The organism is Actinomycetospora sp. TBRC 11914 (assembly GCF_012933465.1).
GTDB lineage: Bacteria > Actinomycetota > Actinomycetes > Mycobacteriales > Pseudonocardiaceae > Actinomycetospora.
Map to the genome: position 1 here is coordinate 154,969 of NZ_JABBND010000006.1, position 18,276 is coordinate 173,244.

Genomic DNA, 18,276 nt, shown 5'->3' on the forward strand with positions numbered 1-18,276 from the left:
CGAGGTGTTCCACAGCACCACCAACCACGAGGTGACTCATGATGTTCGAGTTCAACGCCCCCATCGACACAAACCAGATGCAAGCCGTCGCTACTGGCCACGCGCAGACCATGGAGCGCTGGGAGGACGGGCCCAACGGCCGTCGCTCCTCCGGCGAGCCCCTGCTCGACGAGGCCACCGGGGCGCCCGTACGCGTCTACGACGTCATGCTCCCCACCGGCCGCGATGGCCGCCACGAACTGCACGGCGTCCGCATCATCAGCCACGAGGCGCCCGAGCTCGCGCCCTACTCGCAGGTCGAGCTCGTCGGCCTGGTCGCCAAGGTCCGACAGGCCCGCAACGGCGGCAAGGGCGTCGACGTGCAGTTCAACGCCGAGGCCATCCGCCCATCCGGGCATCAGCGCTCGGGCGGGCGCCGGTCGGCCGAGACCGCCGAGGCAGCCTGACGATGAGCCGGCAGAAGCACGCGGCCTGCCGCGATGTCGACCCCGAACTGTTCTTCCCACCGAGTGACGACGACACGAGCGTGATCGTCGCCCGCCACCGCATGGCCATCGCCCCGATCTGCGGCGCCTGCCCTGTCTCGACAGCGTGCTTACGCTGGGCACTAGACACCGGCCAGGAGCACGGCCTGTGGGCGGTCACCACCCCCACCGACCGCCGGGCGATCCGCCGCGCTCGCGCCGCTGGCGTGCCGGACCCGGTCGCCGACGTCGAGCCGATGTGCCCGGCCTGCGCGCTGTTATTCCCGATGCCCGCCGTCGACGGCGAACTGTGCGCCCGCTGCCAAGAGCGGAGGGCCGCCTGATGACCGCCGACCACTCCCCCGCCACCCGCACCATCCGACACGACCAGCGCCGCTCACGTGGATTGCTGGGCCGACTGCGGGACCGGTGGTCCGAGCACCGCCGCCTCGAGGACCACCGCCGCCTCGAGGAGGACCTCCGCGGGCTGTGGCGCGAGGCCTGCACCGGCGTCGGGCTCTGCCAGTACATCCCCATGCCGACCGGGGTCACCATCCGCACCCCCCGCTTCGGCGCCCTGCGCAGCCGGCCCGGGGTGGCGTTCTCGGTCGAGCTGCTGCCCGGCGGCGAACCCGACGACATCACCGCCCACGCCGACCGCCTCGCGCACACCCTCGGGGGCCACGGTCTGCGGATCGAGCCCCTGGCCGGGCGCTGGGTTCGGGTCATGCTGCTGCGTCACGACCCACTGCGCGAGTCCTTCCCACTCGCGGCCATGACGACCTCGCGAGCCGACGAGCCGGTCCTGCTCGGCCGCACCGAGGACGGCACAAGCCTCGCTCACGCCCTCGCCGACGCCGCCCACCTCGCCGTGCAAGGCCAGAACGGCGCCGGCAAGTCCGCCTTCACCTACGGACTGCTCACCCAGGTCTGCGCCGCCCCCGACGTACTCATCGGAGGCTCCGACATCACCGGCCTCGTCCTCGGCCGAGCCTGGGACGACACCACCCACCGCAAGTGGCAGGTCACCGGTACGAAGGACCTGGCCGCGCACGCCGCGCTGCTCGACACCCTCGCTGCGGAGATGGACCGCCGCCTCGACGCCATGCCACCGCGGCAGGACAAGGTCCGACCCACCGTGCAGAACCCGCTGGTCCTGGTCGTGCTCGAGGAGTTCCCCGGTCTACTACGCGCGGCCCAGGCCAAGGACAAGAAGCTCGCCGAGCGGATCACCTCGACCGTGCTGCGACTGGTCTCCGAGGGCCGCAAGGCCGCGTTCCGGGTCCTGATGTTGGCCCAGCGGTTCGAGGCCAACGCCGTGGGCGGCGGCTACGCCAGGGACCAGTTCGCGCTGCGGCTCTCGTTCCGGGTGCCGGGCGAGTCGTTGGTGATGCTGCACGGCGAGGACGCCCGCAAGCTCGGGCCGACCCACGCCAACGCCGACCCCGGCATCGCCTACCTCTCCGCGCCCGGCCACGAGCTCGTCCGCCTCCGCGCGCCCTACCTCGGGTCCTACGGCGAGTATTGCGACCGCATCACCCGCCACGGCCGACGCCCGGACCAGACGGCCGAGGGGTGGGCGGCATGAGCCTCGCCGCGATCGTCGTCATCGCCTTCCTCTTGACACTGCTGCTCGCCAAGAGCCGCCGCGCCGGGGCCGCCGTCCTATTCGGGGTCGTGACGCTCTGTCTGCTCTTCGCTGCCTTCCCCGCCCTCGGACCCGCCGTCTCCTCCGGGGCCGGCGCGTTCGCCCACCAACTCGGCGCCGCCACCGACCGCGCCGCTGACACCAGCCGTTGATCCGCAGGAGGAAGTCATGGAGCTGCTGACCTACACCGTGGAAGAGGTCGCCGCGATGCTCGGCACCGCCCGCAGCGCGACCTACGAGGCCGTGCGCGAGGGCCGTATCCCCGCCGTGCGGATGGGCCGGCGCTGGCTCATCCCACGCGAGCGCTTCCACGCTTGGCTCAACGGCGCAGCGGTCGACAAGGCCGCTTGATGGGCTGGGTCCAGAAGGTCGAGAACAAGAAGTGGCGGGTGTTCTGGCGCGACCCGACCAGCACCCAGCGGTCGAAGACGTTCACGACCAAGAAGGAAGCCGACGCGTTCCTCGCCGAGACCGAGTCCGCCAAGAGCCGCGGCCTCTACGTCTCGCCCCATGCCGGGCGGACCACCTTCGGTGACCACGCCACCGCCTGGATGGCCTCGTGGAATACCGAGCGCACCACCGCCGCCAGAGATCGTTCGGTGATGCGTACTCACGTGCTGCCGCAGTGGGAGTCGTGGCCGCTTGGGAAGATCGATCACCTGTCCATGCAGTCCTGGGTCACCGACCTCGGCCACCGTCGCTCGCGGGCCACGGTCGCCGAAGCTCATCGGCTGACCTCGGCGGTGCTGCGCTCGGCGGTCCGCAATCGGCTGATCGCCTTCAACCCGGCACTCGACGTTCGTGTCCCGAAGCGCCGCAAGACCGACACCGACGAGCAGATCATCAGCCGGCCGACGCTGCGTCAGGTCCTGCTTCCCCAGGTCCCGGAACAGCACCGGGCGCTGATCGCCACCGCCGCCGGCTGTGGGCTGCGTTGGGGTGAGGTCGCCGGGCTGATGGATGATGCGCTGGACCTCGAGGCGGGCGTCCTGCGGGTGGTTCGGACGGTCGTCGAGGTCGCTGGGCACCGGTCGTTCAAGCCGTTCCCCAAGTCGGTCGCGGGCCGGCGCGAGGTCCCGATCCCGGCGTGGGTGCGCCGCCTGGTCGCCGAGCACGTCGAGCGCTGGCCCTCGCCGGCCACCTCGCCGGTGTTCGCCAACGAGATTCAGGGCCCGATCGGGCGGACCGCGTTCCGCGCTCGGGTGTGGCGGCCCTCGCTGGTGCGGGCCGGGTTCATCGGCGACGTCAGCGCGGACGGCAACGGCTTCCTCGCGGTCTGGCGCGACCGCGGCGGCGACGAGCAGTCCCTGAGCACGCGGACCTACTACCAGGCGGTGATGGAGGTCTCTCGGCGCCACTTCGGGGGGCTGCGCTTCCACGACCTGCGCCACTCGTACGCGACCTGGCTGGTCGACGACGGGGTCCCGCCGAACATGGTTCAGCGGGTCATGGGGCACGAGCGGGCCTCCACGACCCTTGACCTCTACACGCGGAGGACGGCCGACACGAGCCGCATCCTCGCCGCCCTGACCGACGACGAGGAGGACGAGCGGTGATATCCGCTGCTGCATTTCTGCTGCATGGATCATGGTCGGGAACGACGAAGGCCCTGGTCCTCGACTCTGCTGAGTCGCTGACCAGGGCCTTTGCTGGTGGGCGATACTGGGATCGAACCAGTGACCTCTTCGGTGTGAACGAAGCGCTCTCCCCCTGAGCTAATCGCCCGCAGCGTCTCCCAGCCTAACTCACGCCATGATCGGGCTGTGCAGCCAGGTCCAGTGACCGAGGCCGACGATCCGCGCGACGAGCCACAGGGCGTCGAGCAGCCACAGCGTCGTCAGGACCACGGCCAGCGTCGCGAGGCCCAGCAGGGCCTGGACGACCCGGTTCTGGCGGCGCACCCACGCCACCCAGCGGTCGTAGTACCGCCGGGCGACGCGGAGGACGCGGCCCGCCCACGTGAACTCGGTGGCGAGGATCCCGAGCCCGGCGAAGACGATCAGCCAGCCCGGACCCGGGTACGGGATCGCGAGGACCCCGAGCACCAGCACGGCCGTGCCCAGCACCCCGATCCCGATCCGCCACAGCAGGTTCCACCCCGGCCGGGCCCGCACCCGCGCCCGGAAGGCCACGAGCCGGACCCGCAGAGCGTGCAGGCGGCCGTCGTGGGGAGCTCGGGAGGACTCGACGTCGGGACTCGCCGGTAGATGCGTCATCGCCTTCCCTGGGGCGTCGGCCGGCGGGTGCCGGGGGTCGGTCACGGCTCGCCGGCGTCGGGGCCCCGGTCGGTCAGCCCGCCGTCTGACCGCTCGCGACGACCTGCGTCGGCGTGGCGGGCACGGTGTGACCGGGCTCGAGGGAGACCGCGAACCCGGCGAACGGTCCGGCCGCCTGTACCGAGGGTACGGACTGCACAACGGGCCCCGAACCGGACATCTCGAACGTCGTCAGCCCGACCGGTTTCCGTCCGGCGAGACCCCAGAGGACGTAGGTGTGGTCGGGGTCGGCGGGGGCGAGCCCCGACGCCATGACCTCGGGGCCCTGCCCCTTGTCGACGACGAGGCCCACGAAGTTCCCCTGCGGGGTCGCGAGCACCGCGTGCGGGACGCCGGGCTGCGCGGCGGCGTCGAGCATCTCCGTGACCTCCTGGCCGCGCGCGGCGGCGGCGGCCGCGGCGTCGCGCTGCTCGGCGAGCGACCGGTTGGCCGCGATAAGGCCACCGACCGCGACGACGAGGGCGAGCACGGCCGCGACGGCGACGACGGCCGTGGTGCGGCGGATCCAGCCCCCGCGCTCCGGGCGCCGCAGCGGGACGACGTTCGACGACGGGGCTTTCCTGTCACTGGATGCAAGCAACGACGCTTCGCTGGCACCGGAACCGGAACTGGAGGACTCACCGGCCTCCGCCAGGATCCGGTCCCGCAACGACGACGGCGGGGCCCCCGGCTCCACCGCCGACCCGAGCAGCGTCGTGACCTCCTCGGTCTCGGCGACGATGCGCAGACAGCCCGGACAGTCACCCAGGTGTGCGGTGAAGGCCACGTCCTCCTCGGGCTCGAGGCCGTGCAGGACCCAGGCGACGGCGAGCTCCGGGTGGCCGTCCGGGGACGCGGGCAGTGGAGTGGTCACGCCGACCCCTCCTCGGCGCCCCGGTCGACCTGGCCCTCGAGCAACCCGCGGAGGGTCCGGACCGCGGTGAACATCCGCGACTTCACCGTCCCGAGGGGGATGCCCGCGATGCTCGCGACCTCACGCTGGGTGAAGCCGCCGAAGTACGCGAGCGTCAGGGCCTCCCGCTGCTCGGTGGGGAGCGCGGCCAGCGCCTCGCGGACGTGCCCGGCGACGACGGCGTCCAGCGCGGCCTCGTCGGCCCCCGGACCGGGTGGGAGCCACTCGTCACCGTCCTCACCCGGCGCAACCGTGCGCCGGCGCCGGACGGCCTCGCGGCGGACGGCGTCGACGGCCCGGTGGTGGACCATCGTCATGAGCCAGGTCGCGACGCTGCCCCGGGCCGGGTCGTAGCGCTCCGGCTGGCGCCAGACCAGCAGGAACACCTCCTGGACGACGTCTTCCGCAATCGATTCGTCCACACAGACGCGTCGGGCGAGGGAGTAGGCCCGCCGGGAGAAGCGGTCGTAGAACTCCTCCAGCGACCGCGGTGCCCGCGTCGCCACCGCGTCGAGGAGTGTGGCGTCGGTCACACCGTTCTCGGCCGCGTCGTCACGCTGCGCAGCCAGCTCGGCTGCGCGCTGCGAGGCGTCCGACACGGCTCTCTCCTGCGTCATCGTCGCGTGTCCGGGCAAGACGCTGCACAGGCTAGTGCTCTCGGGGGTCCGCAGCCGCTCCGGCAGGGAGGGTGCGTCGTTACGGAACCGGACCATGTAAGGCCTCGACCGGGTACTCCTACGATGCTCTCGGTGCGTGAGCCGGGTGAACCGGCGTCACAGGCCCGGCCGCCGGTCGTTCCCCACTTCGACAGCAGCGTGCGCGAAAGGCAGCCTTCGAATGCACAACGACCACGTCACGATCCGCTCCACGGCGGTCTTCGACCTGATCGGACCGCCCAACCCGCCCGTGCCGGTCCAGGTCGAGCTCCGCTACGACACCCGCGACCCCTACGCCGTGCAGGCCGCCTTCCGGACCGGGCGCGCCGGCTGGGTCGAGTGGGTCTTCTCGCGGGACCTCCTCACCGAGGGCCTGATCGACACCGCCGGCGACGGCGACGTCCGCATCCGCCCCGCCGAGGGCGAGTCCGTGGAGATCGAGCTCTCCTCGCCGTCGGGTCACGCGACCTTCCGCGCGCTCTCGCGCGAGGTCTCGGAGTTCCTCCAGCGGACCCACGAGGTGATCGAGCCGGGCGCCGAGGACGACTGGCTCGACCTCGAGCACGCCCTGGGGCTGCTGCTGTCCACGGACCCCTCCTGATCTTCGACCCCCCTCGACGGGGGGCGCGCACGATGCAGTAGAGTTCAGGTCGTCGGCAGGGAGCGCGGACTTCACCGAGGATTCCCACCGATGACATGCGGACGTAGCGCAGTTGGTAGCGCATCACCTTGCCAAGGTGAGGGTCGCGGGTTCGAGTCCCGTCGTCCGCTCGGGAGGCAGGCCCCCTCGGCGCCGGGCCGTTCTCCGAACTCCCGGCGGAGTGGCCGAGTGGTTTAGGCAAGGGCCTGCAAAGCCCTGTACGCGGGTTCGATTCCCGCCTCCGCCTCGGGCGATTAGCTCAGTGGGAGAGCGCTACCTTGACACGGTAGAGGTCACTGGTTCAATCCCAGTATCGCCCACCACCAGGCCCTGGTCACCACGGTGACCAGGGCCTTTCTCGTCCCCGGGCTCAGGTCCGTGCCGGCGGCACGGCCCCGAGCCGGACGAGGTCAGCGCCCAGCAGATCCGCGATCCGCGCGTGGCCGGCCGTCGTCGGGTGGATGTGGTCGGGGCCGATCAGGGATGCCTGCGCGTCGGTGAACCACCCCTCGCCGATCGCGTCGACGTAGGGCAGCCCCGCCGCGCGGGCCGCGTCACCGACGGCGGCGTCCACGCCCGCGAGCGCGGCCGCCTGCGCCGAGTTCGACGCGACCGGGCCCACGACGACGACCTTCGTCCCCGGCAGCTCCCGGTGCAGCCGCACGTACAGCGCGGTCGCCGCCGCGCCCACCTGCCCGGGGTCGGAGTGCCCGTCGTTCTGCGATCCCTCGACGACGAGGACGCTCGGCCGGGCCGCGACCATCGCCGCGACCTGCCCGTCGTAGGGCCGGGTCCCGCCCGGGTGGGCCACGTAGCCCGTCCCCGGGACGGCGGTCGTGGTCGCGCGCCAGCCCACCCGCTCGGCGAGCACCACCGGGAACCCCCGGCCGGCCACCTCGCCGGTGCCGGCCGCGAAGGAGTCGCCGATCACGCCGAGCACGGCGGGTGAGGCGGCCGCGGCGCGCGGCGGCGGGGCCGCGTGGACCTCGGCGGCCGCCCGGCTGTCCGCCGCCGTGACGACGACCAGCCCACCCAGCACGGCCAGGACGACGACCGCGGTCACGACGACGATGCGCATGGTCTCCCCTCGGACGGGCCTCCCGGGGGAACTCGTCGGGGGCGCGGTCACCGTTGCAGGGGCAGCGGCAGCGTCACTCCGTCCAGTGACCCTCGATCGTGGCCCGGACGCGGTGAGTGGCGATGAACGGCCGACCTGAAGGCGCGTGTCGGCGTTCGGAGTAGTCGCAGCAGACGTCCGGCCGCCTCGGGCGCCGTTTGCCGCACGACGAGGCCCCCTGCGCGGCCTCGGAACGGTCACGTTCTCAGGTCCGGGACCGGCGGGCGCGGGCCTGCCTACCGTCGTCGCTGCGCTCGCCGCGGCTTCCCCCGACGCCGCGGCGGGCCCCGCTCCCCATCACCGGAGGTTCTCGTCCATGCGCCCCGACCTGCAGCAGGACCCGCGCCCGGAGTTCGGCATCCCGGTCCCCCGCGACACGGCGGGCCGGCACGACGCCGCGGCCGGCCCGCAGGCTCCGTGGTCGGGCCCGCAGCCCGCGGCGCCCTGGTCCGGTCCGACCCCGACCGCCGGCCCCTACTCGGGTGGCCAGCCCGCGGTCGGGCCGTACTCCGGACCCCAGGCGGCGGCGCCGCGCACCGGGGGGTGGCCGGCCGCGGACCCCCGCGCCGCCGGTCCCACCGCCCGGCAGGCCGCCGAGCCGACCGTGCGCCACGCGCAGTCCGAGCCCCGCTACGAGGCCACCGCCTACGACGCCGCCCCGGCCGGGTACGAGCCGCCCGGGTACAGCCCCGCGGGGTACGACCCCCGCGACGGGCACCCCAGCGGCCCGTTGCCCGTCGGCTCCGGGCACCGGCGCGGTGAGCGCCGCACCGGGACCGGCCGCGGGAAGCGTCGGGTGCTCCTCGCGCTGGTGGCCGCGGCTGCGGTCGCCGCCGGCGCGGCGGGCTACGTCGCGATCGCGCACTGGGGCACGTCGTCCTCGAGCGCGCCCGCGACGACGGCCGCCGCGCCGGCGTCCGTCAGCTCGCTGACCGGCCCGAACCTCTCCACCCGCGAGACGCCGCTCGGCCTGGTCGCCACCAGCGACGGCTACACCGTCTACGAGTACACCAAGGACTCGAACAAGCCGGCGAACGCGACCTGCACCGGCGCCTGTGCGACGGCCTGGCCCCCGGTGCTCGCCGGCGACACCCCGTGGCTCAAGGGCGTGAACCCGGACAAGGTCGGCACCGTCGACCGGCCCGACGGCACCAAGCAGATGACCCTCAACGGCTGGCCGCTCTACCGCTACGCCAAGGACACCAAGCCCGGCGACACCACGGGCAACGGCGTCGGCGGCACGTGGAAGGCCCTCAACCCCGAGGGCAAGGCGGTCGCGCCGAACGCGCCGGCCGCCGGGGCCAAGACCGGCGGGACCGACGCCGGCGGCACGAACACCGGTGGCACGAACACCGGTGGCACGAACGCCGGTGGGGCCAACGCCGGTGCCGCCCCCGCCCCGGCCCCGGCCGCGTCCGGTGACTCCTACGGGTCCTCCGGCTACTGAGTCGCCCGCTGATTAGCTCGATCGGCGCAGCGGATCGTCACTCATCGCGACGGGTCTGATCTAGACTCCGACGGGTGACGACCGCTGCGCCCGGTGCGCTGCGCGCCCTGCGCCTGCTCGCCGCCAACCCCGAGGGCCTCGACCTGCCCAGCGCCCGCACCCACCTCGGCCGCCCGCTCGACGCGACCCGGCGGACCGTCGAGTCGCTGGTCGCGGCCGGCCACGCCGAGGCGACACCGGAGGGCACCTACCGGGTCCGGAGCGGGCCCACCCCGCTCCCGACGGTCCTCGCGGACGCCGTCACCGAGCTGCACCGTCGCACCCGGGCCCGTGCCTACCTGGCCGAGTGGACCGACGACGACCACGTCGACCTCCTCGACGTCCGGGGCCACGAGCGCCTCGCCCGCATCCCCGACCTCCCCTCCCGGGTGCCCCCGACGAGCGCCCACGCGCTCGCCGCGGCGAAGGCCCTCATGGCCTTCTCCCGCGCCCGCCGAGCCCGTCTCGACGATGCCGGACCCTGGCGGCGCTACACCCGGAACACCCTCACGAACCCGGCCGCGCTCGACGCCGACCTCGCCCGGGTGCGCCGCGACGGCTACGCGCTGGACCGCGAGGAGTTCGCCGACGGCTTCGCCTGCGTCGCGGCCCCGGTGGCCGACCCCGACGGCCGGGTGGCCGCCTGCCTCGCGGTCTCGATGCCGGCGCGTCGACTGGCCGACCGGGAGGGCGCCGTGATCGACGCCGTCACCGACGTGGCACGCACCGCCCACCGGCTCTGGTACCGCTGAGGGTCACGCCGGCTCGACGGTCACCGGGAACGCCACCGACCGGGCGATGAAGCAGTCCTCGTGGGCCCGGTGGTGCAGCGGGGCCAGGTCCGCACCGGGATCGGTGGTGGTCACCGCGGGGTGCAGCACCACCGACGCGAACGACCACCCGCCGTCGTCGTCCTTGGTCATCCGTCCCACCGGGTGGTCGGTGTAGGCGGTGACGACGACGCCGGCGTCGGCGGCCGCGTGCAGGAAGCTCAGCAGGTGGCACTGCGAGAGCGCCGCGACGAGGAGCTCCTCGGGGTTCCAGCGCGCCCGGTTCCCGCGGAAGGCGCGGTCGGCGGACCCGTCGAGGGCCGGCTTGCCCTCGACGGTGACGACGTGGTCGCGGGTGTAGGAGCGGTAGTCGACGGTGCCGGGGTCGTCGTGCCAGTCGACCGTCAGCCGGTACTCGTGGGCCATTGCTACCGCCGCGCGAGCCGGGCGTTGCCGAGGATCACCTCGGCGACGAGCGCCGGGTCGTCCGCCATCGGGATGTGCCCGCAGCCGGGCAGCACCACGACGTGGGCGTCGGGCAGCACGGTGCGCAGCCGGCGGATCTGGGCCCGCGGCAGCAGGTAGTCGCGGTTGCCCCAGGCCACCATGGTCGGCACGTCGGAGCGGCGCGGCACCGTCCAGCGGTCGAGGGCGGCCAGCATCGTCGCGAAGCCGTCCCGCGGGCGGGCGAGCCCCTGCAGGTCGGCGGCGAGCACCGCGGGGTCCTGCCGGCCGGGGTGGGCGACGATCAGCCCGGTGAGCGCGGCGCGGCCCGCCGAGCTGGCGAGCGCGCGGTCGAGCTGCTCGGGGCTCATCCGCTTCAGGAGGGCGCTGGCGCCGCCGAGCACGGTCCTCGCCCACAGCCGGCCCACCGGCGACCAGAACCCGCCCGGGGAGAGCGCCGTCGCGGAGGAGACGCCGCCGCGCGCCGCGAGCTCCAGCGCGATCAGCCCGCCGAGGGAGTTGCCGGCGACGTGCCAGCGCTCGAGCCCGAGGTCGCGCGCGAGCTCCTCGACGGCGTCCACGAGGTAGGAGATGGACCCGTCGAAGTCGGCCGCGACGTCCTGCGACTCGCCGTGGCCGGGCAGGTCGACGGCGATCACCTCGTGCTCGGGCTCGAGGTACGGCGTCACCGTGTCCCAGCCCTGCCGGCGGTGCGTGATGCCGTGGACGAGGATCAGCGGCTCCCCGTTCCCGGAGCGCGAGTGGGCGAGCACGGAACCTCCTGGGTGGCCTTCGGCCTCGTGAGCACTTTCTGGTGCTATAGCACCAGAAAGTGCTCACGAGCGCGGAGCGCACCTGCCGCGACTCACTCCTGGGGGTGGACCACGACCTTGCCGGTGACCCGCCGCTCGGCGAGCTCGCCGACCGCGGCCGCCGTCTGCGCCAGCGGGTAGGTGGCGCTGACCGGGGGCGCGAGCCGGCCCGACGCGATGTCGTCGTACAGCTCGTCCCACTGCTCGCGCATGAAGCCGGGGGTGCCCCACGCCCACTCGCCCCAGGCCGCGCCGATGACCTCGGTGTTGCCCAGGAGCAGCCGGTTCACCTTCACCGTCGGGATCTCGCCGGCGGTGAACCCCACGACGAGGACGCGCCCGCCGCGGCGCAGGCTGCGCAGCGAGTCGGTGAAGCGGTCGCCGCCGACCGGGTCGACGACGATGTCCACGCCCGCCCCGCCGGTGATCTCCCGGGCGGCGTCCTTGAAGCCGTCCACCAGCACGGTGTGGTCGGCGCCCGCGGCGCGGGCCACCTCGGCCTTGCCCTCGGTCGACACCACGGCGATCACGGTGGCGCCCTGGGCCTTGGCGAACTGGATCGACGCGATCCCCACCCCGCCGGCTGCCCCGTGGACGAGCACGGTGTCGCCCTCGGCGAGCCGGCCGCGCTGCCCGAGCACGAAGTGCGCGGTCAGGTAGTTCATCGGCAGGCCGGCGCCGACGTCGGAGGACACCGCGTCGGGCAGCCGGAAGGTCTGGTCGACCGGGGCGAGCGCACGCTCGGCGAACCCGCCGACGACGCACAGCGCCGCGACCCGGTCCCCCGACGCGAAGCCGGACCCGTCGGGCGCCGTGCGGACGGTGCCGGCGATCTCCGAGCCCAGCACGAACGGCAGCTCCGGGCGCATCTGGTACTCGCCGCGGGTCAGCAGCAGGTCGGGGAACACCACGCCGGCGGCCTCGACGTCGACGAGCACCTGGTCCGGGCCGGCGACCGGCTCGTCGAGCTCCACGACCTCGACGGCGTCGGGTCCCTCGAGCGTGGTCACCTGCACCGCGCGCATGCGTCTCCTCCGGCCTCCGGCCTCGTGCGTGCGCCCCGTGCCGGAGCACGGGAACGCACGCACACCCGTCGTCGGGACCCTAGACGTGGATCACCGACCGGGCCGGAGGGCGCCTCCGGCGCTACGCCGCGACCCCGTCCTCCGGCGTCGCCGTCCAGGACCCCGCGGGCGGTAGGCCGATCGAGGGCGCGTGACCCCGGAAGTTCTCCAGCCAGTGGCGCCAGTCGTCGGGCAGGAGCGAGAAGGGCGCCTCGTGGCCGAGCTCGCGGGCCGCCCAGACCGGCCAGTGCGGGTTGGAGAGGGCGGGCCGGCCGAGCAGGACGACGTCGGTCATGCCGGTCGTGATCGCCCGGTCGGCGTTCTGGGGGACGCCCAGGTTCCACGAGCACACCGTCGGGATCCCGACCTCGCGCTTCACCCGCGCGGAGCGCTCGAGCATGAAGCCCGGGTCGTTCATCGGCGGCTTCGTCGCCATGTCGTCGGTGTTGAAGCCGAGGCTCATGTCGGCGGCGTCGAGGCCGTGCTCGGCCATCCAGCCCACCGCCTGGACGGACTCGTCGAACTGGACGCCGCCGGGGTGGAAGTCGTCCGAGCCGAGCCGCATCGTCAGCGGGTAGCGCTCGGGCCACACCTCGCGGACGGCGTCGAGCGCCTCGAGCAGGAAGCGGGCCCGGTTCTCCAGCGACCCGCCGTACTCGTCGTCGCGCTGGTTGGCCAGCGGCGAGAAGAACTCGGCGCCGAGGTAGCCGTGCGCGAAGTGCATCTCGAGCCACTCGTAGCCGGCGTCGGCGGCCCGCCGGGCGGCGTCGGCGTAGGCGCGGTGGAGGCCCCGGATCTCGTCCGTCGTCAGGGCGTGCACCGGGTAGTGGTGGTCGCCGCCGTAGGGGATGTCCGACGGCCCGGAGACCAGCCAGCCGCGGTCGTGGTCCGGCGGGAGGGCCGCGCCCGGCCCGTACTCGCCGACCTGCCCGTGCGCGGCGACCTCGCTGCCCTTGCGGCCGGTGTGCCCGAGCTGGATGCCCGCGACGCCGCCCTGCCGGCGGATGATCCCGGTGACCCGCGCGTGGCCCTCGATTTGCTCGTCGCTCCAGAGACCGGCACAGTCGACCGTGGTGCGGCCCTCGGGGACGATCGCGATCTGCTCCGGGAACACCAGCCCGAACCCGCCCGCGGCGCGGGCCCCGAGGTACATCAGGTGGTAGTCGTTCATCTTGCCGCTGCGGTCCTCGCACGCGTGCATCGTCATGGGCGACATCCCGATGCGGTTGCGCAGCGTGACGCCCTTGAGGGTGAACGGGGAGAAGAGGTCGGGCACGGTCAGCCTTTCGGGTTGACGGAGGGGACTCACCGTCGATGATTGTGCGCAACCGTTTCCGGTGGCGGCCCATCGTGTTGCGGGCAGGTATCCCCTCGTGGGGAGCCGCGCTCACGGGCGTCAGGTCAACCGGTGCACCGTCGTCGGCGTCACCGCGCGGCCCTCGAGGTCGGCGGTGCCGGGCACGTCGTAGGTCGCGAGCGGGGTCACGCGCTTCCGGGGCAGGTACTCCCGCCCGGGGTCGCCGACCAGCACGTCGATCCCCGCCCCCACGGCCTCGTCGAGGAAGTCGAGCACCAGGCGCGCCATCGGCTGCTCGTAGAAGACGTCGCCGGCGAGCACCACGTCGACGTCCAGCGCGACGTCCGCCGCGTCCTCGGTGACCAGGTCCCCGACGACGTCGAGGCTCACCCCGTTGAGCCGGGCGTTGCGGATCGCCGCGATCCGCGCGCGGGCGTCGGAGTCCGAGGCGACGACGTGCAGCGCCCCGGCCCGCGCGGCGGCGATGGCGACGATGCCGGAGCCGGTCGCGAGGTCGAGGACCCGGCGACCACGGACGACGTCGGGATGGTCCAGCACGTGCCGCGCGAGGGCCTGCCCGCCCGCCCACGCGAACGCCCAGAACGGCGGCGCCTCCTCGTCGGCCTGCGACCAGGCGCGGTGGATGTCGTCGGCGAGCAGCAGCGTCACCTCACCGACGAGCGGCGCCGTGCCGGGTGCGGTCCAGCCCGTCACCTGCGCGTCGAGCTCCCCCGCACCACCATCCGTGGGCCCCTGCTCACCCGACGTCACGAGATGACCCCGGACGGACGCAGCGCACCCGCGGCCTCCGACCTACCCTGTTCGGCAACCGCGAGACCTCGGGGAGGCAGCCCATGTCCGACGACCACGACTCGGAGGACGCCGTGCTGCTCTACCTCGGGGGCCCGCTCGACGGCCGTGTCGAGGTCCGGGAGGCGCGTCACGGCGCCCCGCTGCCGACGGTGACCCACACCCACCTCCACGACGGCCCGAAGGTCGTGCACCACTACGACCTGCACCCGCTGGCGGCCGGAGCCGGTGTCTACCACCTGCGGGTCGAACCCGCCCCGGACCCGGCGCCGGCGGACCAGAACACCGCCTGAGCCGCTCAGGCGGCCCAGAGACCCACGGCGCACAGCGCGCCCCACCCCGCGGCGACCACGGCCGCCTTCGCCCGGGCCTGCCGGTCGGGCAGCGTCGTGCCGAGCAGGACGAGGTCGACGACGTCGGACCCGACGCGGACCGCGACCGCCGTCCGCAACGGCGTCCCCTCGGGCGCGAACGCCATGGCCAGCCCGGACGCGAGGTCGCGCCCACCGAGGGCGCGGATGCCGATGGCGGTGCCGCGCGGGATCTCCTCCCGGTCGGACGCCAGCTTCGTGGGACGGGCGAAGAGCTCGGGCTTGGCGATGATCGCGACGCTGTAGGCGGCGGTGGCCGCCCCGAGCACGCGGGGGATCCAGGACGTGGACGAACGACGCGACATGCGCCCGAGGTACCCGGTCGCCGGATCGCTACCCGTGAGGCCGGCGACCCGACCGGCGCACCCTCAGTGCACGGGCGACGAGCCCACCTGCGGGAGCGTGTCGATCACGCTCGCCAGGTGGGCCCGCATCGCGGCCTCGGCGCGCTCGGGGTCGCGGGCGCAGATCGCGTCGACGATCTCGAGGTGCTGCGGCAGCGAGACCGACGCCCGGCCGGGCAGCAGGGCCAGCCGGAACTGGTGGCGGACGTTCTGGCCGCGCAGCCGCTCGAGGACCCCCGCGGCCACGTGCTGGCCGGCGACCGTCCGGACCGCGGCGTGCAGCCGCCGGTTGAGCTCGGAGTAGGCGAAGACGTCGCCGGCCTCGACGGCATGGCGCATACCGGCCGCGATCTCGCGCAGCCCGTCCAGGTCGTCCTCCGAGGCACGCTGCGCGGCCTTCGCGGCACACAGCCCCTCGACGACCATGCGGACCTCGCAGATCTCGATGGCCTCCTCCAGCGACACCGCGCGCACCCGCGCCCCGCGGTTCTGCACCCGCTCGACGAGGCCCTCGGCGGTGAGCTGGAGCAGGGCGGTGCGCACCGCGGCGCGGCTGGCGCCGAACCAGACCGAGAGGTCGGCCTCGACGAGACGCTGGTTGGGGGCGAACTCGCCCTGGTGGATCGCCGTGCGCACGAGGTCGACGACGTCCTCCGCCGTGCCCGCGGTCGAGGTCACCGCACTCATCCCCACCTCCGACGTCCGGCCGGAGCGGACAGTACGCGTCCGCCGAGGCCAGCCTGCCAGGCGCCAGTAATTTCGCCAACATTGTCGCCAATCCTTGCGTCGATCGTGGCGTGCATGGACAGTGAGCACGCCCCAGCGACACCGGGAGGACCACCGTGGGTTCACCGACCTTCAGCCCGACCCCGGGCTGGCTGGACCACCACCGCCACCCGTCGGTCCCGACGCTCGCGCTGCCCCCGGGCACGGTCGACGCGCACTGCCACGTCTTCGGGCCCGGCGTGGTCTTCCCCTACGCGCCGGAGCGCAGGTACACGCCCACCGACGCCGGCCGCGACGAGCTCTTCGCCCTCCGCGACCACCTCGGCGTGACCCGCAACGTCGTCGTGCAGGCGACCTGCCACGGGGCCGACAACAGCGCGATGGTCGACGCCGTGCGCGCCGCCGGGACCCGTGCCCGCGGGGTGGCCACCGTGCGGCCGGACGTCAGCGCCGCCGAGCTCGCCCGGCTGCACGACGCCGGCGTGCGCGGCGTGCGCTTCAACTTCCTCAAGCGGCTCGTCGACGCCGCGCCCGCGGACGACCTGGCGACGATCGCCGCGAAGATCGCCCCGCTGGGCTGGCACGCCGTCGTCTACTTCGAGGCCGACTCGCTCGACGAGCTCGAGGGCGTCCTCGGCGGGCTCCCGGTCCCGCTCGTGGTCGACCACATGGGCCGGCCCGACGTCACCCGCGACGTGGACGGCGACTACACCCACTTCCTGCGGTTCGTCGACCGCCACGACGTGTGGGTCAAGGTGAGCTGCCCCGAGCGGCTCTCGGTCACCGGCCCGCCCGCCCTCGACGGGGAGCGCGACGCCTACCGCGACGTCGTGCCGTTCGCCCGGCGCACCGTCTCCGAGTTCGGCGACCGCGTGCTCTGGGGCACCGACTGGCCCCACCCCAACCTCACCGACCACATGCCCGACGACGGCCTGCTCGTCGACCACATCGTCCACGTCGCGCCGACCGAGCAGGCGCGACAGCGCCTCCTCGTCGACAACCCGATGCGGCTGTACTGGCCCGAGGAGGCCGGCTCGTGAGCGCACCCCTCACCGCCCCGACCGCGCAGGAGCGGCTCGACCGGCTCCCGATCAGCCGCTTCCACAAGATCACGCTGGTCGCGGTGTCGTTCGCCTACTTCTTCGAGTTCGCCGACATCAACACCTTCGCCGTCACCGCGCCGCGGCTGCTCAAGCTCTGGGGCGTGACGGTGAACCAGGTCGCCTACGTGACCTCGACGTCGTTCGTCGGGATGTTCCTCGGCTCGATCGTCGCCGCCGCCCTCGCCGACCGGATCGGCCGCAAGCGCGCCCTCACCGCGACGACGGTGTTCTTCGGGCTGTTCTCCCTCGCCTCGGTGTTCGCCTGGGACGTCGTCTCGCTCGGGGTGTTCCGGTTCCTCACCTCGGCCGGGCTCGCCGCGATGACGGTGGTCGCGGTCATCTACCTCTCCGAGCTCTTCCCCGCCGCCGTGCGCGGCCGCTACCAGGCCTACGCCATCGCGATCGGCATCTGCGGGACCCCGGCGACGAGCCTCCTGGCCAGCGCGCTGGTGCCCGTCGCGCCCTGGACCTGGCGGCTGGTCTTCCTCTGGGGCGCCCTGGGGCTGGCGTTCGTGTTCTTCCTGCGCCACCTCGCCGAGTCGCCCCGCTGGCTGGAGAGCCGCGGCGAGACCGAGCGCGCCGACGAGGTCCTGCGCTCGATCGAGGCCCGCGTCGAGGCCGAGCACGGGCCGCTGCCCGCGCCGGAGGTCCCGACGACGACGGCGGCCGCACCGGCCGTCGACGGTGCCGCTCCCGACGAGCCCCGCTGGCGCCTGCTCCTGCGACGGCGGGTGCTGCTGCCCACGCTGCTGCTCTGCGTCCTGTGGGTCACCCAGACCATCGGCTTCTTCGGCTACTCGAGCTGGGCGCCGACGCTGCTGGCCAAGCAGGGCTTCAGCGTGGAGAGCTCGATCTTCTACGTCGCGCTCACCACGGTGGGCGCGCCGCTGGGCTGCCTCCTCGCGGCCGCCGTCGTCGACCGCGTCGAGCGGAAGTGGTGCCTCGCGGTGTTCGGCGCGGCCATCGGGGTGTTCGGCCTGCTCTACGGCCTGACGTTCGACCCGGTGCTGATCGTGGTCTTCGGCTTCCTGGTCAACCTCGTCGAGCGCGGCTACACGGCGCTGGCCTACGCGTACTCCCCCGAGCTGTTCGACACCCGCACCCGCTCGCTCGGCACCGGGATCTCCTACGGCGTCGGACGGTTGTCGAACGCCGCCGGACCGCTGATCATCGCGGCGCTCTACACCGGCTCGGGCTACCGCAGCGTCTTCGTGTTCATCGCGGCCACCTGGATCGTCGGCGCCCTCGTCGTCGCCGTCTTCGGCCCGCGGACCCGGCAACGTCCCCTCGACCGCACCCCGGCGGTGAGCCCCGCGTCGGCCTGACCACGGTCGTCGTCCGGGGCGGCCGCCGTCG

Annotated in this window: 23 protein-coding genes and 4 tRNA genes; 15 read left to right on the forward strand and 12 right to left on the reverse strand. The window is 73.7% G+C overall.

The window, feature by feature from the left end; translation table 11 throughout:
- Positions 1 to 38 precede the first annotated feature (38 nt).
- From HH311_RS12565 to HH311_RS12590, 6 genes are read left to right on the forward strand one after another with little or no spacing between them, the layout of a single operon-like run.
- Positions 39 to 446 carry a hypothetical protein gene (locus HH311_RS12565; RefSeq protein WP_169183999.1) on the forward strand — a complete coding sequence of 136 codons (408 nt, stop codon included), beginning with the start codon at positions 39 to 41 and terminating at the stop codon, positions 444 to 446.
- Positions 447 to 448: 2 nt separating this feature from the next.
- Positions 449 to 808: a WhiB family transcriptional regulator gene (locus HH311_RS12570; RefSeq protein WP_169184000.1), complete on the forward strand. Its 360-nt coding sequence runs from the start codon at positions 449 to 451 to the stop codon at positions 806 to 808.
- Entirely contained in the window at positions 808 to 2,052 is a 1,245-nt protein-coding gene (locus HH311_RS12575) for a hypothetical protein (protein WP_169184001.1), read from the forward strand. The genes HH311_RS12570 and HH311_RS12575 overlap by 1 nt, the downstream gene beginning before the upstream one ends.
- The gene (locus tag HH311_RS12580) at positions 2,049 to 2,264 is read left to right on the forward strand and encodes a hypothetical protein (protein ID WP_169184002.1); all 216 of its coding nucleotides are present in this window, start codon (positions 2,049 to 2,051) and stop codon (positions 2,262 to 2,264) included. The genes HH311_RS12575 and HH311_RS12580 overlap by 4 nt, the downstream gene beginning before the upstream one ends.
- 16 nt (positions 2,265 to 2,280) lie before the next feature.
- Positions 2,281 to 2,463, forward strand: coding sequence for a helix-turn-helix domain-containing protein (locus HH311_RS12585; RefSeq protein ID WP_169184003.1), 183 nt, complete (start codon positions 2,281 to 2,283; stop codon positions 2,461 to 2,463).
- On the forward strand, positions 2,463 to 3,668 hold the full coding sequence (locus HH311_RS12590; RefSeq protein WP_169184004.1) for a site-specific integrase: 1,206 nt from the start codon (positions 2,463 to 2,465) through the stop codon (positions 3,666 to 3,668). The genes HH311_RS12585 and HH311_RS12590 overlap by 1 nt, the downstream gene beginning before the upstream one ends.
- Positions 3,669 to 3,762: 94 nt before the next feature.
- On the opposite strand, the gene HH311_RS12595 is transcribed toward HH311_RS12590, so the two are convergent.
- The 4 genes from HH311_RS12595 to HH311_RS12610 form a co-directional block, all read right to left on the reverse strand.
- Positions 3,763 to 3,837: transfer RNA gene (locus HH311_RS12595), tRNA-Val, on the reverse strand.
- A 20-nt stretch (positions 3,838 to 3,857) separates the two neighbouring features.
- A complete protein-coding gene (locus HH311_RS12600; protein WP_169184005.1) occupies positions 3,858 to 4,328 on the reverse strand; it encodes a TIGR02611 family protein in 471 nt (156 codons plus the stop codon).
- 73 nt (positions 4,329 to 4,401) lie between these two features.
- Positions 4,402 to 5,241 carry an anti-sigma factor gene (locus tag HH311_RS12605; RefSeq protein WP_169184006.1) on the reverse strand — a complete coding sequence of 280 codons (840 nt, stop codon included), beginning with the start codon at positions 5,239 to 5,241 and terminating at the stop codon, positions 4,402 to 4,404.
- Positions 5,238 to 5,879, reverse strand: coding sequence for a sigma-70 family RNA polymerase sigma factor (locus tag HH311_RS12610; RefSeq protein WP_312030110.1), 642 nt, complete (start codon positions 5,877 to 5,879; stop codon positions 5,238 to 5,240). Before HH311_RS12610 ends, HH311_RS12605 begins: the two co-directional genes overlap by 4 nt.
- 238 nt (positions 5,880 to 6,117) lie before the next feature.
- Here HH311_RS12610 and HH311_RS12615 point away from each other — a divergent pair, with 238 nt between their 5' ends.
- The 4 genes from HH311_RS12615 (at position 6,118) to HH311_RS12630 (ending at position 6,899) form a co-directional block, all read left to right on the forward strand.
- Positions 6,118 to 6,537 carry an SsgA family sporulation/cell division regulator gene (locus HH311_RS12615; RefSeq protein ID WP_169184008.1) on the forward strand — a complete coding sequence of 140 codons (420 nt, stop codon included), beginning with the start codon at positions 6,118 to 6,120 and terminating at the stop codon, positions 6,535 to 6,537.
- Positions 6,538 to 6,634: 97 nt separating this feature from the next.
- Positions 6,635 to 6,707: transfer RNA gene (locus HH311_RS12620), tRNA-Gly, on the forward strand.
- 44 nt (positions 6,708 to 6,751) lie between these two features.
- Positions 6,752 to 6,823: transfer RNA gene (locus tag HH311_RS12625), tRNA-Cys, on the forward strand.
- A gap of 1 nt (position 6,824) precedes the next feature.
- Positions 6,825 to 6,899: transfer RNA gene (locus HH311_RS12630), tRNA-Val, on the forward strand.
- A 47-nt stretch (positions 6,900 to 6,946) separates the two neighbouring features.
- Here HH311_RS12630 and HH311_RS12635 read toward each other — a convergent pair.
- Positions 6,947 to 7,654 carry an SGNH/GDSL hydrolase family protein gene (locus HH311_RS12635; RefSeq protein ID WP_169184009.1) on the reverse strand — a complete coding sequence of 236 codons (708 nt, stop codon included), beginning with the start codon at positions 7,652 to 7,654 and terminating at the stop codon, positions 6,947 to 6,949.
- A 355-nt stretch (positions 7,655 to 8,009) separates the two neighbouring features.
- On the opposite strand from HH311_RS12635, the gene HH311_RS12640 reads away from it, so the two are divergent.
- Together HH311_RS12640 and HH311_RS33280 are read left to right on the forward strand one after the other, a co-directional pair.
- The gene (locus HH311_RS12640) at positions 8,010 to 9,140 is read left to right on the forward strand and encodes a hypothetical protein (RefSeq protein ID WP_169184010.1); all 1,131 of its coding nucleotides are present in this window, start codon (positions 8,010 to 8,012) and stop codon (positions 9,138 to 9,140) included.
- 74 nt (positions 9,141 to 9,214) lie between these two features.
- Positions 9,215 to 9,931: an IclR family transcriptional regulator C-terminal domain-containing protein gene (locus tag HH311_RS33280; protein ID WP_211190153.1), complete on the forward strand. Its 717-nt coding sequence runs from the start codon at positions 9,215 to 9,217 to the stop codon at positions 9,929 to 9,931.
- A 3-nt stretch (positions 9,932 to 9,934) separates the two neighbouring features.
- Here the strand turns inward: HH311_RS33280 and HH311_RS12650 are convergent, their stop codons facing one another.
- The 5 genes from HH311_RS12650 to HH311_RS12670 form a co-directional block, all read right to left on the reverse strand.
- Positions 9,935 to 10,375: an OsmC family protein gene (locus tag HH311_RS12650; RefSeq protein ID WP_169184011.1), complete on the reverse strand. Its 441-nt coding sequence runs from the start codon at positions 10,373 to 10,375 to the stop codon at positions 9,935 to 9,937.
- Between the two features lie 2 nt (positions 10,376 to 10,377).
- On the reverse strand, positions 10,378 to 11,166 hold the full coding sequence (locus tag HH311_RS12655; protein ID WP_169184012.1) for an alpha/beta fold hydrolase: 789 nt from the start codon (positions 11,164 to 11,166) through the stop codon (positions 10,378 to 10,380).
- Between the two features lie 92 nt (positions 11,167 to 11,258).
- Positions 11,259 to 12,230 carry an NADPH:quinone oxidoreductase family protein gene (locus HH311_RS12660; RefSeq protein WP_169184013.1) on the reverse strand — a complete coding sequence of 324 codons (972 nt, stop codon included), beginning with the start codon at positions 12,228 to 12,230 and terminating at the stop codon, positions 11,259 to 11,261.
- A 121-nt stretch (positions 12,231 to 12,351) separates the two neighbouring features.
- Positions 12,352 to 13,578 (reverse strand): NADH:flavin oxidoreductase/NADH oxidase, encoded by a 1,227-nt coding sequence (locus HH311_RS12665; RefSeq protein ID WP_312030111.1) that lies wholly within the window; start codon positions 13,576 to 13,578, stop codon positions 12,352 to 12,354.
- 87 nt (positions 13,579 to 13,665) lie between these two features.
- Positions 13,666 to 14,337 carry a 50S ribosomal protein L11 methyltransferase gene (locus HH311_RS12670; protein ID WP_312030112.1) on the reverse strand — a complete coding sequence of 224 codons (672 nt, stop codon included), beginning with the start codon at positions 14,335 to 14,337 and terminating at the stop codon, positions 13,666 to 13,668.
- Positions 14,338 to 14,420: 83 nt separating this feature from the next.
- Between HH311_RS12670 and HH311_RS12675 the strand changes: the two genes are divergently transcribed.
- Positions 14,421 to 14,669, forward strand: coding sequence for a hypothetical protein (locus HH311_RS12675; RefSeq protein WP_169184014.1), 249 nt, complete (start codon positions 14,421 to 14,423; stop codon positions 14,667 to 14,669).
- Between the two features lie 5 nt (positions 14,670 to 14,674).
- Here HH311_RS12675 and HH311_RS12680 read toward each other — a convergent pair whose 3' ends face one another.
- Complete coding sequence (locus tag HH311_RS12680) at positions 14,675 to 15,052, reverse strand: hypothetical protein (RefSeq protein ID WP_169184015.1); 378 nt, start codon at positions 15,050 to 15,052, stop codon at positions 14,675 to 14,677.
- Between the two features lie 63 nt (positions 15,053 to 15,115).
- Positions 15,116 to 15,778 (reverse strand): GntR family transcriptional regulator, encoded by a 663-nt coding sequence (locus HH311_RS12685; protein ID WP_169184016.1) that lies wholly within the window; start codon positions 15,776 to 15,778, stop codon positions 15,116 to 15,118.
- A gap of 155 nt (positions 15,779 to 15,933) precedes the next feature.
- Between HH311_RS12685 and HH311_RS12690 the strand changes: the two genes are divergently transcribed.
- Positions 15,934 to 16,857 carry an amidohydrolase family protein gene (locus HH311_RS12690; RefSeq protein ID WP_169184017.1) on the forward strand — a complete coding sequence of 308 codons (924 nt, stop codon included), beginning with the start codon at positions 15,934 to 15,936 and terminating at the stop codon, positions 16,855 to 16,857.
- Positions 16,854 to 18,245, forward strand: a complete 1,392-nt coding sequence (locus HH311_RS12695) for an MFS transporter (RefSeq protein ID WP_169184018.1) — start codon at positions 16,854 to 16,856, stop codon at positions 18,243 to 18,245. The genes HH311_RS12690 and HH311_RS12695 overlap by 4 nt, the downstream gene beginning before the upstream one ends.
- The last annotated feature ends 31 nt before the right edge of the window (positions 18,246 to 18,276 follow it).

Coding starts and splice junctions, on each gene's coding strand:
- HH311_RS12565 (WP_169183999.1), top strand. CDS start 39: ATGATGTTCGAGTTCAACGCCCCCATCGACACAAACCAGATGCAAGCC.
- HH311_RS12590 (WP_169184004.1), top strand. CDS start 2,463: ATGGGCTGGGTCCAGAAGGTCGAGAACAAGAAGTGGCGGGTGTTCTGG.
- HH311_RS12660 (WP_169184013.1), bottom strand. CDS start 12,230: ATGCGCGCGGTGCAGGTGACCACGCTCGAGGGACCCGACGCCGTCGAG.
- HH311_RS12635 (WP_169184009.1), bottom strand. CDS start 7,654: ATGCGCATCGTCGTCGTGACCGCGGTCGTCGTCCTGGCCGTGCTGGGT.
- HH311_RS12585 (WP_169184003.1), top strand. CDS start 2,281: ATGGAGCTGCTGACCTACACCGTGGAAGAGGTCGCCGCGATGCTCGGC.
- HH311_RS12600 (WP_169184005.1), bottom strand. CDS start 4,328: ATGACGCATCTACCGGCGAGTCCCGACGTCGAGTCCTCCCGAGCTCCC.
- HH311_RS12650 (WP_169184011.1), bottom strand. CDS start 10,375: ATGGCCCACGAGTACCGGCTGACGGTCGACTGGCACGACGACCCCGGC.
- HH311_RS12580 (WP_169184002.1), top strand. CDS start 2,049: ATGAGCCTCGCCGCGATCGTCGTCATCGCCTTCCTCTTGACACTGCTG.
- HH311_RS12615 (WP_169184008.1), top strand. CDS start 6,118: ATGCACAACGACCACGTCACGATCCGCTCCACGGCGGTCTTCGACCTG.
- HH311_RS12570 (WP_169184000.1), top strand. CDS start 449: ATGAGCCGGCAGAAGCACGCGGCCTGCCGCGATGTCGACCCCGAACTG.
- HH311_RS12575 (WP_169184001.1), top strand. CDS start 808: ATGACCGCCGACCACTCCCCCGCCACCCGCACCATCCGACACGACCAG.
- HH311_RS12685 (WP_169184016.1), bottom strand. CDS start 15,778: ATGAGTGCGGTGACCTCGACCGCGGGCACGGCGGAGGACGTCGTCGAC.
- HH311_RS12680 (WP_169184015.1), bottom strand. CDS start 15,052: ATGTCGCGTCGTTCGTCCACGTCCTGGATCCCCCGCGTGCTCGGGGCG.
- HH311_RS12675 (WP_169184014.1), top strand. CDS start 14,421: ATGTCCGACGACCACGACTCGGAGGACGCCGTGCTGCTCTACCTCGGG.
- HH311_RS12640 (WP_169184010.1), top strand. CDS start 8,010: ATGCGCCCCGACCTGCAGCAGGACCCGCGCCCGGAGTTCGGCATCCCG.